Origin of the sequence: Nocardiopsis sp. NPDC057823, from assembly GCF_042797335.1 — a bacterium.
Lineage (GTDB): Bacteria > Actinomycetota > Actinomycetes > Streptosporangiales > Streptosporangiaceae > Nocardiopsis > Nocardiopsis changdeensis.
Genome location: NZ_JBHVLR010000021.1, coordinates 63,218 through 77,251, shown reverse-complemented (window position 1 = coordinate 77,251; position 14,034 = coordinate 63,218). Strand labels below are relative to the sequence as shown.

The following is a 14,034-nucleotide window of genomic DNA, read 5'->3' as shown; positions in this document are numbered from 1 at the left end:
CAGCCCCCTCGGCCCCCGGGGCCCCGGTGTCCAAGGGGCGCCTCCCGGAGTGGGTGTCGCCATGGGATATGGTGCCGTGCGTCACTATATAGTTGGACGTCCTACTACATTCCCGCGGAAGATCCCGGGGAATGGCGAGGAACCGGTGGAGAGGACTCATGGCGGTCGAACGCATGCTGCCCACGCCCGAGGCGGAACAGCTCCTGGAGCTGACCCGGGAACTCGTGGACAAGGAGCTCGCCCCGCGCGCCGCCCGGGACGAGGAGGAGGGCGCCTTCCCCCGCGACCTGTTCCGCACCCTGGGGGCGGCCGGACTGCTCGGCCTGCCCTACGACGAGGAGTACGGCGGCTCGGGCCAGCCCTACGAGGTCTACCTCCAGGTCGTGGAGGAGCTGGCCCGCGGCTGGCTCGCCGTCGGCCTGGGCGTCAGCGTCCACACCCTGTCCTGCTACCCCCTGGCGTCCTTCGGCTCCGACGCCCAGAAGGCCGAGCACCTGCCCGCCATGCTCGGCGGCGACCGGCTGGGCGCCTACTGCCTGTCGGAGACCGCCTCCGGCTCCGACGCCGCGGCCATGACCACCCGCGCCGAACGCGACGGTGACGGCTACCTGGTCAACGGCGCCAAGGCGTGGATCACCCACGGCGGCGAGGCCGACCACTACACCCTGTTCGCCCGCACCGGCGCCCCCGACTCCGGGGCCCGCGGCATCAGCTGCCTGCACGTCCCGGCCGGCGCCCCGGGCCTGTCGGCGGCCGCGCCCGAACGCAAGATGGGCATGCGCTCCTCCACCACCTCCGGGGTCCTCTTCGACGGCGTCCGCGTCGGTGCCGACGCCCTCATCGGAGAGGAGGGCAAGGGGTTCGGCATCGCCCTGTCGGCCCTGGACTCCGGCCGCCTGGGCATCGCCGCCTGTGCGGTGGGCGTCGCCCAGGCCGCACTCGACGCCGCCCTGGCCTACTCCCGGGAGCGCCGCCAGTTCGGCTCCGCCATCGGCGACTTCCAGGGGGTCGGCTTCATGCTCGCCGACATGGCCACCCAGGTCGCCGCCTCCCGCGAGCTGTACCTGGCCGCCGCCCGCCGCCGCGACGCCGGCCTGGCCTTCTCCGAGCAGGCCGCCATGGCCAAGCTCATGGCCACCGACACCGCCATGAGGGTCACCACCGACGCCGTCCAGGTCTTCGGCGGCTACGGCTACACCCGCGACTTCCCGGTCGAGCGCTACATGCGCGAGGCCAAGGTCCTCCAGATCGTCGAGGGCACCAACCAGATCCAGCGCCTGGTGATCAGCCGCCACCTCGCCCGCCGCGCCTGAGCCGCCACCGCCGCCGCGGCCGCCCGCGGCGGCGGTTCAACGGCGCAGCAGGTCCCGGACGGCCGACGGGGGGTGCAGCACCGGCTCCACCGGGCGGTCGGTGAGCACCGCCAGCGCCGCCCGGTACTCCTCGCCCCGGTCCAGGTCGGTCAGCCACGCCGCCTCCGGGTCGCCGCCCCCCGTCCACTCCAGCAGCCGCGCGCCGGTGTGCGGCGGACTCACCGTCACCCGGCGCAGGCCCCCGGCCAGCCCCAGGCCGGTGGCCTTGAGCAGCGCCTCCTTGCGCGCCCAGTAGCCGAAGAACGCCCCCGTGCGCTCGGCCTCCGACAGCCCCTCCCACGCCTCGCGCTCGGTGTCGGACAGCGTGTAGGCCGCCAGCCCGCCCAGGTCGCGCGAGGCCGACACCCGCTCCACGTCCACGCCCACCGGGACGCCCTCGGAGACCACCAGCACCACCCACTCGCCCGAGTGGCTCACCGAGATCTCCCACCCGCCGGCCGGGCCGGTCGGGTGCGGCTTGCCGTGCGGCTCGGCGTCCCGCTCCGCCCCGGCGCGCTCCTTCTCGTCACAGGAGCGGCAGCGCAGCTCGAAGGCCACCTCCCGCGGGTCGCAGCCCGCCCGCTCCGCCAGCGCCAGCCGGGACATCGCCCGGGCCAGCAGGTGCCGGTCCCGGTCGGCCCGGTGCAGGAACCGGTCGCCCCGGGCCCGTTCACGCTCGTCCAACAGGTCCGAGAGCCGGTCCGCGGCCGAGGACGTGTGCGCCCACCAGACCTCGGGCGCCAGAGGAGGGAGAGTCATGCCCCCATTGTGGACCCGGTCGCACGGTGTTCGGTGGTGTGAGGGGGGTCCGAACCGGGAATCGGGTAAAGGACAGGTCAGCCCGTCCCCTGGGGAGGCCGGAGATGTCCGTTGTGATGTTGTTCGGAGCCGGAGCGCTCGTCGGACTGGTGGCCCTCACCGCGGTCATCATCGCGACCCTCCTGACCGAGGACCCCGACCGTATCGACACGCCCCTCGACGCCGAGGAGGCCGAGGAGGAGCGCCCGGTCGCCGGCCGGTCCGTACTCTAGACCGGGCACGGGCACCGCCCGTGCCCCAGCCCGGAGCACGGAAGGTCAGGTCCATGGTCGAGGAGAACCGTCCGGCGTTCGCCGCCGAACGCCGGGAGCGCATTCTCGAACTCGTGCGCGCCAACGGCACGATGTCCCTGCGCGACATCGCCGTCAAGGTGCACGCCTCCGAGGTCACCGTCCGCCGCGACGTGCGCGCCCTGGAGACCGAGGGGCTGGTCGACCGCCGCCGCGGGGGAGTGGCCCTGCCCGGGCGCATCGGCCACGAGCAGAGCTACACCGGCCGCAGCGGCCAGGCCGCCGCGGAGAAGGCCGCCATCGCCGCCTCCGCGGCCCGGCTGGTCCGCCCGGGCGACGCCGTCACCATCGGCCCCGGCACCACCACCGAGGCCCTGGCCCGGGAGCTGGCCTCCCGCTCGGACATCACCGTCGTCACCAACTCGCTGCGGGTCGCCGAGGCCCTGGCCGGCTCGACCGGCGTCGAGGTCGTGGTCACCGGCGGCACCCTCTACGGGCCCGCCCGGGCCCTGGTCGGCGCCGCCGCCGAGCAGAGCCTCAAGGGGCTGCGCGTCACCCGCGCCTTCCTGTCGGGCAACGGGGTGAGCGCCGAGCGCGGGCTGAGCACCCCCAACCCCGCCGTCGCGGGCGTGGACGCCGCCCTGGCCGACTGCGCCGAGGAGACCGTGGTCCTGGCCGACCACACCAAGATCGGAGCCGACACCATGGTCGCCACCGTCCCGCCCGAGGAGATCGCCCACCTGGTCACGGACAGTAGCTCCGATCCCGAGGTCCTGATGACCCTGGAGGAGACCGGGGCCCTGGTCCACGTCGCCGTCGTGGCACGTGAACGGGGGCAGTGAGCCCCGCTTGCGCCCGCAAAGGGCGTACCCTACCGTTCACGCCCATTGTGCGTTCCGTGCCCGATGGGTGATCCTGGACGCACCCGACGCCGACCGACCCTCAGGAGCCTTCCGCGCATGCCCTCCTCAGCGACGCCCCCGGAGCACCCCCCGTCCGCGCCGGTGCGCGTCACCCCCGAGCCGGTCGCCCTGCCCGAGCCCTGGTCCCGGGCCGCGCTGACGGTGGTCGTGCCCACCTACGAGGAGGCGGAGAACCTGCCGGTGCTGGTCCGGCAGCTCATGTCCCTCGACCTGCCCGGGCTCCGGGCCGTGGTCGTGGACGACAACTCGCCCGACGGCACCGGGGAGATCGCCGACAAGCTCGCCCTGGAGTTCCCCGGCCGGGTCTCGGTGGTGCACCGCACGGCCAAGGACGGGCTGGGCCGCGCCTACGTGGCCGGGATGACCCGGGCCCTGGAGGACGGCGCCGAGTACGTCGCGCAGATGGACGCCGACCTCAGCCACCCCGTCGGCTACCTCCCCCAGCTGCTGGGCACCCTGCTGGCGACCAACGCCGGGGTCGTCATCGGCAGCCGCTACGTGCCCGGCGGCAGCCTGTCCGAGCAGTGGGGGCTGCGCCGCCGCCTGCTCAGCGGGTGGGCCAACGCCTACGTCAAGACGGTGCTGGCCATCCCGGTCCGCGACGTCACCGCGGGCTTCAAGGTGTGGCGGGCCTCCGCCCTGGAGGTGCTCGACCTGCCGGGCATCGAGAGCACCGGCTACGCCTTCCAGGTGGAGATGCACTACCGGGCCTTCCGCCGGGGGCAGAAGATCGTCGAGATCCCCATCCACTTCGAGGAGAGGGCCGTGGGCGAGAGCAAGCTGGACGGCGCCGTCGCCCTGGAGGCGGCCCTGCGCCCGCTGCGGCTGCGCCGCGCCGAGAACTCGCGCCGCTGACCGGCGCCGTCCCCGCCTCCCGTAAAACCTCGCCCCGGCCTGTGATGATCCCGGTGCCGCGGGGGTAGGAGGGATCCCACGGCGGATCGGTCGCACGGCGCCGGCGCCGGCCCGGCCGCCGGGGCGGACGCGATCCGCGGAGAGGCCGACCACGGACGGGGGAGACGATGACCGAGCCGTACGACGTGGACACCGACATGGGGGACGACCCGGAGCGCAGCCTGATCGAGGAGCGCGAACGGCGGGTCGAGAACGACTACGACATCGAGGGCTACGAGTTCGAGGACGACGACAGCCGCGGCGAGCGCGGGATCGACCGCGCGGTGGCCGACGAGCGGAGCGACGTCCTGCCCCGCCAGAGCTGGGACGTGGAGGCCCCCTCCGCGGAGGAGGACGCCCTGCGGGTCGAGGACGACGACTCGGTGGACGAGGACGCGCCGGGGGCGGCCGTCCGCGACGCCGGGGGCGGCCGGACGGAGGGGCACCCGGCGGACTCGCCCGACGGCCGCGGCGACCGCACCGAGGACACGGACGCCTACGTCCCCGACGCCGAGGACCCCAGGGACACCGGGGCGCCGGACGCCTGACCCGGCGCCGACGCGAGGGGCCGCGGGGCCGTCAGCCGCCCTGTCCGGGAGGCGGGCCGTCCTGGGTCCGCCCCGCGGCGGACCCCGGGCAGGAGCGCAACGGCGGCCCCGCCACCCCGCAGAACCGCAGCGGCCGCTCCTCGGCGCCCGGGGGCGCCGCGGCGGCCTCCTCGGCCGACGGGCCGCCTGCGGCGACCCCGGAGGCGCCGGGCGTCCGCCCCCGCGGCAGCAGCAGCGCGCACAGCGCGGCCGCCGCGCACAGCCCGGCCAGGATGAGCATCGCGGTCCCGAACCCGGAGGCCAGGGACCCGGTGTCGGCGGCGCCCCCGGCCTCCCCGCCCGCGGCGATCCCCGCCAGGGCCGGGACCGCGGCCACGCCGATCAGCTGGGCGCCGCGCGCGAACGTGTTGTTCACCCCCGACGCCAGGCCCGCGTGCCGTTCCGGCACCGACGCCAGCACGGTCGCGGTCAGCGGCGCCACCGTGGTGGACAGCCCCAGCGCGACCAGCAGCACCCCGGGCAGCACGTCGGTGAGGTAGGGGGCGTCGGTGCCGATCCGCGAGAGCAGCCACAGGCCGGCCCCCACCAGCAGCGGACCGGCGACCAGCTGGGGGCGCGGGCCGATCCGCGCGGCCAGCTTCCCGGACCGGGCCGACAGCGCCAGCATCAGCACGGTGATGGGCAGCGAGGCGGCCCCGGCCGCGATCGGCGGGTAGCCGGCGACCTCCTGGAGGTAGATCACCAGCAGGAAGAACAGCGGCCCCAGCGCACCGTAGACGAGCACGGTCGCCGCGTTGGTCGCGCTGAACCCCCGGGAGGCGAACATCCCCAGCGGCAGCATCGGGTCGGCGACCCGCGACTCCACCACCAGGAACAGCACCAGGGCGAGCACGCCGACGGCCGCGCCCGTCCACACCGCCGGGGTGGCGCCCGCCGCGCCCCACTGGATGAGCGCGTAGGTGGTGCCGCCCAGCGCCACCACACCCAGCAGCGCCCCCGGGTAGTCGAGCCGCCGCGCCGCCTCGGGGTCGCGCGACTCGGGCACCTTGAACCACGCGATGGCCAGCACGACCGCCGCCAGCGGCAGGTTGATGAGGAAGATGAGCCGCCAGTCGCCGATCTGCACCAGCCACCCGCCGACGAACGGGCCGATCGCGGAGGCCACCCCGGTCAGCCCCGACCAGGCGCCGATCGCCCGGGCCCGGTCCTGCTCCCGGAACCCCGCCTGGAGGATGGCCAGGCTGCCCGGGGTCAGCAGCGCGCCGCCCACCCCCTGCACGATCCGGCCCGCCACCAGCCACTCCAGCGTCGGGGCGAACGTGCACAGGGCCGACGCCACCGCGAACACCGCCACACCCCAGACGAACAGCCGCACCCGGCCGAACCGGTCCGACAGCGACCCGCTGAGCAGGATGAGCGCGGACAGCGTCACCATGTACCCGTTGACGATCCACTGGAGCCCGGACAGCCCGGTCCGCAGGTCTCCCTCGATGGCGGGCAGCGCCACCGTCACGACCGTCGAGTCCAGGAACGCCATCCCGGAGCCGAGCACCGTGGCGGTGAGCATCCACCGGGCCTCGGGCGAACCCCAGGCCACACCCCCCGCCGCGACCGGCCTCGCCGTCGAACCGCCCATCGGCCCCACCCCCCGGCCCCACGGTACGACGCGGGCCCCCGCCGTGGGCGGGGGCCCGAGCACTTCCGTTCCGTGTGTTGACGCCGGATGTGGGCGGTGTTTACTCGCTCGCCAGCGCCCCGGTGATCGAGGTGCCCGCGGCGCGGCGTGCGGGCAGCACCGCGGCGACCAGCCCGGCCAGCACCGACACCGCGATGAACACCGCGATCTGGCCGGAGGGGACGGCGAACACCATGTTCGGCAGCACCGAGTCCGCGGCCGCCCAGCCGAACAGCACCCCGAACACGATGCCGATACCGGCGCCGATGAGGCACAGCAGTACCGCCTCGACGCTGAGCATCCGCCGCAGCTGGGCCTTGGTCAGGCCCAGCGCCCGCAGCAGCGCCGACTCGCGGGTGCGCTCCAGCACCGACAGGGCCATGGTGTTGGCGATGCCGAACACCGCGATGATGATCGCCAGCCCCAGCATCGCCGCCACCGTGTAGAAGGCGATGTCGAGGATGCCGGTGAACTGCTCCTTCATCTCGGCCACGGACATGACCTGGAGGGTCGGGTGGTCCTCCACGGAGCTCAGGACGGCGTCCCGCACCCGGTCGGCCTCGGCGTCGGCGTCGGCGACCACGTACAGCGTCCGGTCCTCCCGGACCTCGGGGTAGGCGGCGGCGAAGTCCTCCGGGTCGACGGTGGCGCCCGTCAGGCCGCCCCCGTTCTCGGTGATCGCGACGATGTCGAGCTCCAGGTCGTCGGCGCCCCACAGGCCCGGGACGGTGAAGGTGTCGCCCACCCGCGCCCCGTCGGCGTAGCCCTCGGACACCACGACCCTGCCGGGGCCGAGGTCGGTGAGGTCGCCCTCGACGGTGTCCGCGGTCAGGTCGACGCCGATCCGGCCGTTGATGTACGTGGTGACCGGCATGCTCTGGTCCCCGCCGAGCTCCACGTACACGTTGCGGTCGGCGATCACCCGCTCGAGCTCGTCCTGCTCGCCGAGCGCGTCCCGCACCTCGGCCGGGATGCCCGGGTCCAGGGGCAGGGCCAGGCCCTCGACCTCGGAGTCCGCCGCCGTGGCGGCCGGGTCCGTCCCCGGCTGCTCCTCGGCGGTCCCCTCGGTCGGGGTCCCTTCGGCGGGGGTTCCCTCGGCGGCGGCGTCCTCCGCGGGGGCGGCCTCCTCGCCCGTCCCCTCGGCGGGGGCGTCCTCGGCGGCCGGGACCGCCTCGGTGCCCATCTGGGCCATGATCTGGTAGTCCACCGGGAACTGCTCGTCCAGCATCTTGGTCAGGGTCGTCTCCGTGGAGGCGCTCACCACCGAGTAGCCCGTGATGAGCGTGGCGCCCACGGTCAGCGCGATCATCGCGGTGGCGGCCCGGCGCGGGTTGCGCACGGAGTTGTCCACCGCCAGCATGCTCGGCACCCCCACCCGGCGCAGCGGCAGGCCCACCACGTTCACGATCCCGCGCACCAGCAGCGGCCCCAGGACCACCACCCCCAGGAACGCGATCAGCGCGGAGCCGGTGACGATGACCGGGCCCAGCTGGTTCGGGCCGGCGAGCTGGCTGACCGCGACCAGGGCCGCGGACGCGGCGAAGGCGAGCAGGCCCAGGACCACACGCACCCAGCCGGTGCCCTTCTCCAGCCCGGCGGCGGTGGCGCTGGTGCGCAGCGCCGCCAGCGGCGCCACCCGGGTGGCCCGGGTGGCGGGGACCAGGGCGGAGAACACGGTCACCACGGTGCCCAGGACCATGCCGGTGGCCACGGCCAGGGGCGTGACGGTGAGCGCGGCTCCGTCCATGCCCAGCAGCGGGCCCCCGAAGGTGGCCCCGGCCATTCCGATGCCGATGCCCGCCAGGACCCCCAGGGCGGACGCGACCAGGCCCACGATCAGGGATTCGGCCAGCATGGACCGGAACACCTGGGAGCGCTTGGCGCCCACGCACCGCAGCAGGGCCAGCTCGCGCTGGCGCTGGGCGATGAGGATGGCGAAGGTGTTGTAGATGACGATGCCGGCCACGAACATGGCGATGAAGGAGAACAGCAGCAGCACGACGCGCAGCATCGCGGTGTCGGCGCCGGACTCCTCGGCCAGGGCCACCCCGAACTCCTCGCCGGTCAGCACCTCGGCGTCGGCCCCCAGGACCCCGGCGACCGCGTCGGCGACCTGCCGGTCGGTGTAGCCCTCGGCGGCCACGGCGTCGATCTCGACGTACCCCTCGGCCGCGGTCATCCCGCCCAGGGTCGCGTGGTCGAAGACCACCACGCCGCTGTAGCTGTACCGGGGGTCGGCGCCGAACTCGACCAGGCCGGTGAGGGTGAACTCCCGCTTCTCCTGGTCCGGGTCGAGGACGGTCACGGTGTCGCCGACCCCGAACCCGAGCTGTTCGGCGGTGGAGACGGCCAGGGCGATCTCGTCGCCGCCGGCGGGCAGGTCGCCCTCCTCGGCGGAGAACCGGGTGTGCTCGCCGAAGGACACCGCCGCGGGCGGCACGAAGCCGGACGCGCGGTCCTCGGAGTCGAGCAGGACGACCTGCCCCTCCGCCAGGCCGTCGGCCCCCGCGACCTGCGGGAGCGCGCGGATCTCGGTCAGGGCCTCCTCAGTCAGGGGAGCGGGCTCCTCCTCGCCCCCCTCCGCCGGGACGGCGATGGCGTCGACCGAGGTGGCCGAGCCCATGACGGTCTTCTCGTACCCGGCCTCCAGGGTGTCGGCGAAGACCATGGTGCCGGTGGTGAACATGACGCCGAGCATGATCGCCAGCACGGTCGTGACGTACCGGGACTTGTGCAGGCGCAGCCCGGCCAGTGTGGTGCGCAGCATCGGATCAGGCCTCTTCCAGCTTGAGCAGCCGCTGGGAGACCAGTTCGGCGGTGGGCTCGGTCACCTCGTCCACGAGGCGGCCGTCGCGCAGGAACACCACCCGGTCGGCGTAGGAGGCGGCGACCGGGTCGTGGGTGACCATGACGATGGTCTGGTGCAGCTCCTTGGCGGAGGCGCGCAGGAACTCCAGCACCTCGGCGCCCGAGCGCGAGTCCAGGTTGCCGGTCGGCTCGTCGGCGTAGACCACCTCGGGGGCGTTGAGCAGGGCGCGGGCCACGGCCACGCGCTGCTGCTGGCCGCCGGAGAGCTTGGCCGGCAGGTGGTGCAGCCGCTCGCGCAGCCCGACCACCCCGATGATGCGGTCGAACCGCTCCCGGTCCACCTTGCGCTTGGCGATCTGGGAGGGCAGCAGGATGTTCTGCTCGGCGGTGAGCATCGGCAGCAGGTTGAACGACTGGAAGATGAACCCGATGCGGTCGCGGCGCAGCAGGGTCAGCTCGGCGTCGCGCAGCCCGGTGATCTGCGTCCGGCCCAGGTGCACGCTGCCGGAGGTGGCCACGTCCAGCCCGGCCAGGCAGTGCATGAGGGTCGACTTGCCCGAGCCCGAGGGGCCCATGATCGCGGTGAACGCGCCCCGGTGGAACTCCACGTCGACCCCGTCCAGGGCGTGCACGCGGGTCTCCCCGGTGTCGTAGACCTTGGTCAGACCCCGGGCCACCACCACCGGGGGCGGGGCCACGGGGGAGGAGAGGGGATCCACTGCGGGTGCGTTCACGGGAACTGCTCCAGACGATGTGCGGTGACGATGGACCGGGGCGCACCGGACGGGACGGGTCCCGCCCGGCGGCGTCGCCGGTGATCTCAACGCTAGGTCCGGGAAAAGCCCGGGACCTCGGCCCCCAGGACGGTTTCCCCCCTCGTCCAAAGGAAGGAGGCGCGGGGGCGGACCGACCCCTTCGTCCTGTCGGCCCCCCGACTTTCGTCGGTTGTCCCCCGGGCACCGAAGGTGACGGAGGCCCGCTTTCACCCGCTCTGAACTGCGAGGACATCGAAAGGCGGCGGTGCTCCCCCGAGTCGGCGCCGCGCCCGCGCGCCCGCCGGACCGCCGGGCGCCCCGCCGTAGACTCCGCAGCATGTGGAAGTGGGTGAAGGAGTCGGGCAGGGCGCTGGGCGCCCTGGGCCGGCGCAACGGCCGCTGGTGGTGGGAGCGCAGGCTCGTCTTCGCCGACTGGTTCTACGCCCTGGCGCCGCTGCCGTTCAGCGCCATGTTCCAGCTGTCCTCGGGCTCCTCGGGGAGCATCGGGATCCTGGGCGGCACGTTCGTGTTCCTCCTGAACTCCCTGGCACCGGTCAACGCCTTCGCGACCCTCCTCGCCGGGTTCGTGTTCTACGGCGCCCCGGTGCTGTGGGCCGCCGCCATGGTGCTGCTGCGCCGCACCGACCCGCGGTGGCTGCTGGCCAGCGCGCTCGTGATCCTGCTGCTGTTCGGCAACTTCGTCCCGGCGGCCATCGCCCTGTACTCCTACGCCGTCTACTTCTCCGACCGCCGTGTCCTGGTGGCCTGGCTGGTCGCGCTGAGCCTGGCCGTGACCGCCTCCTACCAGGCGGTCTTCCTGGGGTACTTCTTCCTCATCACCGGGTTCCTGATCACCCCCACGGTCATGGGCCTGTGGGTGGGCACCCGGCGCCAGCTCATCGACCGCCTCCACGAGCGCGCCGAGCGCCTGGAGCGCGAACAGCACCTGCTCGCCGACCAGGCCATCACCGCCGAGCGCACCCGCATCGCCCGCGAGATGCACGACGTGGTCGCCCACCGGGTCAGCCTCATGGTCCTGCACGCGGGCGGCCTGGAGGTCTCCTCCGACGACCCGCGCACCATCGAGACCGCCGGGGTCATCCGCACCACCGGCCGCGAGGCCCTGACCGAGCTGCGCGGCATCCTCGGCGTGCTGCGCGAGGAGGGCGCGGCCGCGCCCACAGCGCCCCAGCCCGTGCTGTCCGACCTGGACCGCCTGGTCCGGGAGTGGCGCGCGGCCGGGATGGAGATCGGGCTCACCGAGACCGGCGGGGACCGGCCCGTCCCCGGGTCCGTGCAGCGCACCGTCTACCGCATCGTCCAGGAGGGGCTCACCAACGCCGCCAAGCACGCCCAAGGGGCCCGCGTCACGGTGCTCCTGCACCGGGCCCCGGACCGGATGGAGGTGGAGGTCGCCAACGGCCCGGCCCCGGCCGGGGCCGGGGCGCCCGCGCCGCGCAGCGGGTTCGGCCTCACCGGCCTGCGCGAACGCGTCGTGCTGGCGGGCGGGGACCTCACCGCCGGTGTGTGCCCGGACGGCGGCTGGCGGTTGCGCGCTATCGTGCCGACCGACACACCCGCAGGCGCCGAGGAGGCCGTTCCGTGATCCGCACTGTTCTGATCGACGACGAACAACTGGTCCGGTCCGGACTGCGGATGATCCTGGACTCCGCGCCCGACATCGAGGTGGTCGGCGAGGGCGGCGACGGGGCCGAGGCGATCCGCCTCACCGAGGAGCTGGCCCCCGACGTGGTCCTGCTCGACATCCGCATGCCCGGCGTGGACGGCCTCACCGCCGCCGCCCGGCTGGCCGCTCTGCCCGACCCGCCGCACGTGGTGCTGCTCACCACCTTCGACCTGGACGAGTACGTGCACGGCGCGCTGCGCGCCGGGGCGGTCGGCTTCCTGCTCAAGGACACCCCGCCGCGCGACCTCATCGCCGCGGTGCGCACCGTGCACGAGGGCAACGCCATGCTCTCGCCCAGTGTCACCAAGCGCATGCTGGAGCGGTTCGCCGCCCCGGCCCCGGCCGACTCCGCCGAGGGCCGGGCCAGCGCCGAGCGGCGCCTGGAGGTGCTGAGCGAACGCGAGCGCGCCGTCCTGGTCGCCGTCGCCCAGGGCATGTCCAACGCCGAGGCGGGGCGCGCCCTGGGCATGCGGGAGGCCACCGTCAAGGCGCACGTCAGCCGCATCCTCGCCAAGCTCGGCATGTCCAACCGCGTCCAGGCGGCCATCCTCGCCCACGACGCCGGGTGGGCCTGACGGCGTGACCCGCCTCACCCCGGCCGGTCCGGCATGTCGGAACCCCACAGGAAGCCGGGGAGGAGTCCTGTACCCGGCCGCATTGCGACCACCCCCCGCGACCTCGGTACGCTGCATTGCGATCCCCGACCCCGTCACGTGCCGTGGCCGCCCCGGCGGCCGCGGGTAGAACAAGGAGCCCTCTATGTCCCGCTCGGTACTGGTCACCGGCGGCAACCGCGGAATCGGCCTGGCCATCGCCCGTGAACTGGCCGCCGGCGGCGACGACGTGGCCGTGACCTACCGGTCCGGCGAGCCCCCGGAGGGGTTCCTGGGCGTGCGCTGCGACATCACCGACTCCGCCCAGGTCGACGCCGCGTTCAAGGAGGTCGAGGAGGCGCAGGGACCCGTCGAGGTCCTCGTCGCCAACGCCGGGATCACCAAGGACCAGCTCCTGGCCCTCATGAGCGAGGACGACTTCTCGTCGGTGCTCGACACCAACCTCACCGGTTCCTTCCGCGTCGCCAAGCGCGCCGTCCGCGGCATGATGCGCAAGCGCTCGGGACGGATCATCCTCATCTCCTCGGTGGTGGGCCTGCTCGGCTCCGGCGGCCAGGCCAACTACGCCGCCTCCAAGGCCGGGCTCGTCGGCTTCGGCCGCTCGCTCGCCCGCGAGCTGGGCTCGCGCAACATCACGGTCAACGTGGTGGCGCCCGGGTTCATCGAGACCGACATGACCGGCGCCCTGCCGGAGGAGCGCCAGGCCGAGATCAAGAAGAACATCCCCCTGGGCCGCTACGGCACCACGGAGGACATCGCACGCACGGTGTCCTTCCTCGCCGGGCCCGGCGGCGCCTACATCAGCGGCGCGGTCATCCCCGTCGACGGCGGCATGGGCATGGGCCACTGAGCCGACCCGGCCCACCGCACAGCAGACCAGAAACAGGACGGACAACCCGACACCATGGGACTTCTCGAAGGTAAGCGCATCCTCGTCACCGGGGTGCTCACCGACTCCTCCATCGCCTTCCACGTCGCCCGCCTGGCCCAGGAGCAGGGCGCCACGGTCGTCCTGACCGGCTACGGCCGCCTGAGCCTGGTGGAGCGCATCGCCAAGCGCCTGCCCGAGCCGCCGCCGGTCCTGGAGCTGGACGTCACCGACGACGAGCAGCTGGGGACCCTGGCCGCGCGTGTGAGCGAGCACGTCGACGGCCTGGACGGCATCGTCCACTCCATCGGGTTCACCCCGCAGGACGCCCTGGGCGGCAACTTCCTCAACACGCAGTGGTCGGACGTGGCCACCGCGATGCACACCTCGACGTTCTCGCTGAAGTCGCTGACCACCTCGCTGACGCCGCTCATGAAGAACGGCGGCTCGGTGGTGGCGCTGGACTTCGACAACAGCGTCTCCTACCCGATCTACGACTGGATGGGTGTGGCCAAGTCCGCGCTCACCTCCACCGCCCGCTACCTGGCCCGCTACGTCGGCGACCAGAACATCCGGGTGAACCTGGTCTCGGCCGGCCCGCTGAGCACCATGGCCGCGCGCAGCATCCCCGGGTTCGAGGAGCTGGCCAAGCACTGGCCCGAGCGCGCCCCGCTGGGCTGGGACGTGAGCGACCCCGAGCCCGCGGCCAAGGCCGTCGTGGCCCTGCTGTCGGACTGGTTCCCGGCCACCACCGGCGAGATCGTCCACGTGGACGGCGGGTTCCACTCCACCGGGGCCTGAGCGCCCTGCTAGGTTGACGCGGTCGGTCCCCGCTCCCCGGGGGCCGGCCGTACTCGTCGC

At 73.9% G+C, this 14,034-nt stretch carries 13 protein-coding genes; 9 read left to right on the top strand and 4 right to left on the bottom strand.

Translation table 11 applies throughout. The features are described 5' to 3' along the window. Positions 1-158 precede the first annotated feature (158 nt). On the top strand, positions 159-1,313 hold the full coding sequence (locus ACFVNO_RS26615) for an acyl-CoA dehydrogenase family protein (RefSeq protein WP_355265252.1): 1,155 nt from the start codon (positions 159-161) through the stop codon (positions 1,311-1,313). Positions 1,314-1,349: 36 nt separating this feature from the next. Here the strand turns inward: ACFVNO_RS26615 and ACFVNO_RS26610 are convergent, their stop codons facing one another. Further along, positions 1,350-2,111 (bottom strand): 4'-phosphopantetheinyl transferase superfamily protein, encoded by a 762-nt coding sequence (locus ACFVNO_RS26610; RefSeq protein ID WP_220560310.1) that lies wholly within the window; start codon positions 2,109-2,111, stop codon positions 1,350-1,352. A 104-nt stretch (positions 2,112-2,215) separates the two neighbouring features. Here ACFVNO_RS26610 and ACFVNO_RS26605 point away from each other — a divergent pair, with 104 nt between their 5' ends. From ACFVNO_RS26605 to ACFVNO_RS26590, 4 genes are all read left to right on the top strand, one after another. Further along, positions 2,216-2,383, top strand: a complete 168-nt coding sequence (locus tag ACFVNO_RS26605; protein WP_220565935.1) for a hypothetical protein — start codon at positions 2,216-2,218, stop codon at positions 2,381-2,383. A 53-nt stretch (positions 2,384-2,436) separates the two neighbouring features. Beyond that, positions 2,437-3,243, top strand: a complete 807-nt coding sequence (locus ACFVNO_RS26600; RefSeq protein ID WP_355265247.1) for a DeoR/GlpR family DNA-binding transcription regulator — start codon at positions 2,437-2,439, stop codon at positions 3,241-3,243. 117 nt (positions 3,244-3,360) lie between these two features. Then, a complete protein-coding gene (locus tag ACFVNO_RS26595; protein ID WP_220560312.1) occupies positions 3,361-4,179 on the top strand; it encodes a polyprenol monophosphomannose synthase in 819 nt (272 codons plus the stop codon). A gap of 167 nt (positions 4,180-4,346) precedes the next feature. Beyond that, complete coding sequence (locus ACFVNO_RS26590) at positions 4,347-4,766, top strand: hypothetical protein (RefSeq protein WP_220560314.1); 420 nt, start codon at positions 4,347-4,349, stop codon at positions 4,764-4,766. A gap of 31 nt (positions 4,767-4,797) precedes the next feature. Here ACFVNO_RS26590 and ACFVNO_RS26585 read toward each other — a convergent pair whose 3' ends face one another. The 3 genes from ACFVNO_RS26585 to ACFVNO_RS26575 form a co-directional block, all read right to left on the bottom strand. Next, a complete protein-coding gene (locus ACFVNO_RS26585) occupies positions 4,798-6,402 on the bottom strand; it encodes an MFS transporter (RefSeq protein WP_378896573.1) in 1,605 nt (534 codons plus the stop codon). A 100-nt stretch (positions 6,403-6,502) separates the two neighbouring features. After that, entirely contained in the window at positions 6,503-9,208 is a 2,706-nt protein-coding gene (locus ACFVNO_RS26580; protein ID WP_378896571.1) for an ABC transporter permease, read from the bottom strand. Between the two features lie 4 nt (positions 9,209-9,212). Then, positions 9,213-9,983 (bottom strand): ABC transporter ATP-binding protein, encoded by a 771-nt coding sequence (locus ACFVNO_RS26575; RefSeq protein ID WP_255646463.1) that lies wholly within the window; start codon positions 9,981-9,983, stop codon positions 9,213-9,215. A gap of 358 nt (positions 9,984-10,341) precedes the next feature. Between ACFVNO_RS26575 and ACFVNO_RS26570 the strand changes: the two genes are divergently transcribed. The 4 genes from ACFVNO_RS26570 to fabI all read left to right on the top strand — a co-directional run bounded on the left by ACFVNO_RS26570 (position 10,342) and on the right by fabI (position 13,974). Then, entirely contained in the window at positions 10,342-11,610 is a 1,269-nt protein-coding gene (locus tag ACFVNO_RS26570; RefSeq protein WP_355265236.1) for a histidine kinase, read from the top strand. Next, positions 11,607-12,266, top strand: a complete 660-nt coding sequence (locus tag ACFVNO_RS26565) for a response regulator transcription factor (protein ID WP_220560318.1) — start codon at positions 11,607-11,609, stop codon at positions 12,264-12,266. Before ACFVNO_RS26570 ends, ACFVNO_RS26565 begins: the two co-directional genes overlap by 4 nt. Positions 12,267-12,450: 184 nt before the next feature. After that, positions 12,451-13,155 (top strand): beta-ketoacyl-ACP reductase, encoded by a 705-nt coding sequence (locus ACFVNO_RS26560; protein ID WP_220560319.1) that lies wholly within the window; start codon positions 12,451-12,453, stop codon positions 13,153-13,155. Positions 13,156-13,209: 54 nt separating this feature from the next. Then, positions 13,210-13,974 carry an enoyl-ACP reductase FabI gene (gene fabI, locus ACFVNO_RS26555; RefSeq protein ID WP_220560320.1) on the top strand — a complete coding sequence of 255 codons (765 nt, stop codon included), beginning with the start codon at positions 13,210-13,212 and terminating at the stop codon, positions 13,972-13,974. The last annotated feature ends 60 nt before the right edge of the window (positions 13,975-14,034 follow it).

Coding starts and splice junctions, on each gene's coding strand:
- ACFVNO_RS26580 (WP_378896571.1), bottom strand. CDS start 9,208: ATGCTGCGCACCACACTGGCCGGGCTGCGCCTGCACAAGTCCCGGTAC.
- ACFVNO_RS26615 (WP_355265252.1), top strand. CDS start 159: ATGGCGGTCGAACGCATGCTGCCCACGCCCGAGGCGGAACAGCTCCTG.
- ACFVNO_RS26560 (WP_220560319.1), top strand. CDS start 12,451: ATGTCCCGCTCGGTACTGGTCACCGGCGGCAACCGCGGAATCGGCCTG.
- ACFVNO_RS26585 (WP_378896573.1), bottom strand. CDS start 6,402: ATGGGCGGTTCGACGGCGAGGCCGGTCGCGGCGGGGGGTGTGGCCTGG.
- ACFVNO_RS26600 (WP_355265247.1), top strand. CDS start 2,437: ATGGTCGAGGAGAACCGTCCGGCGTTCGCCGCCGAACGCCGGGAGCGC.
- ACFVNO_RS26605 (WP_220565935.1), top strand. CDS start 2,216: ATGTCCGTTGTGATGTTGTTCGGAGCCGGAGCGCTCGTCGGACTGGTG.
- ACFVNO_RS26610 (WP_220560310.1), bottom strand. CDS start 2,111: ATGACTCTCCCTCCTCTGGCGCCCGAGGTCTGGTGGGCGCACACGTCC.
- ACFVNO_RS26570 (WP_355265236.1), top strand. CDS start 10,342: ATGTGGAAGTGGGTGAAGGAGTCGGGCAGGGCGCTGGGCGCCCTGGGC.
- fabI (WP_220560320.1), top strand. CDS start 13,210: ATGGGACTTCTCGAAGGTAAGCGCATCCTCGTCACCGGGGTGCTCACC.
- ACFVNO_RS26595 (WP_220560312.1), top strand. CDS start 3,361: ATGCCCTCCTCAGCGACGCCCCCGGAGCACCCCCCGTCCGCGCCGGTG.
- ACFVNO_RS26590 (WP_220560314.1), top strand. CDS start 4,347: ATGACCGAGCCGTACGACGTGGACACCGACATGGGGGACGACCCGGAG.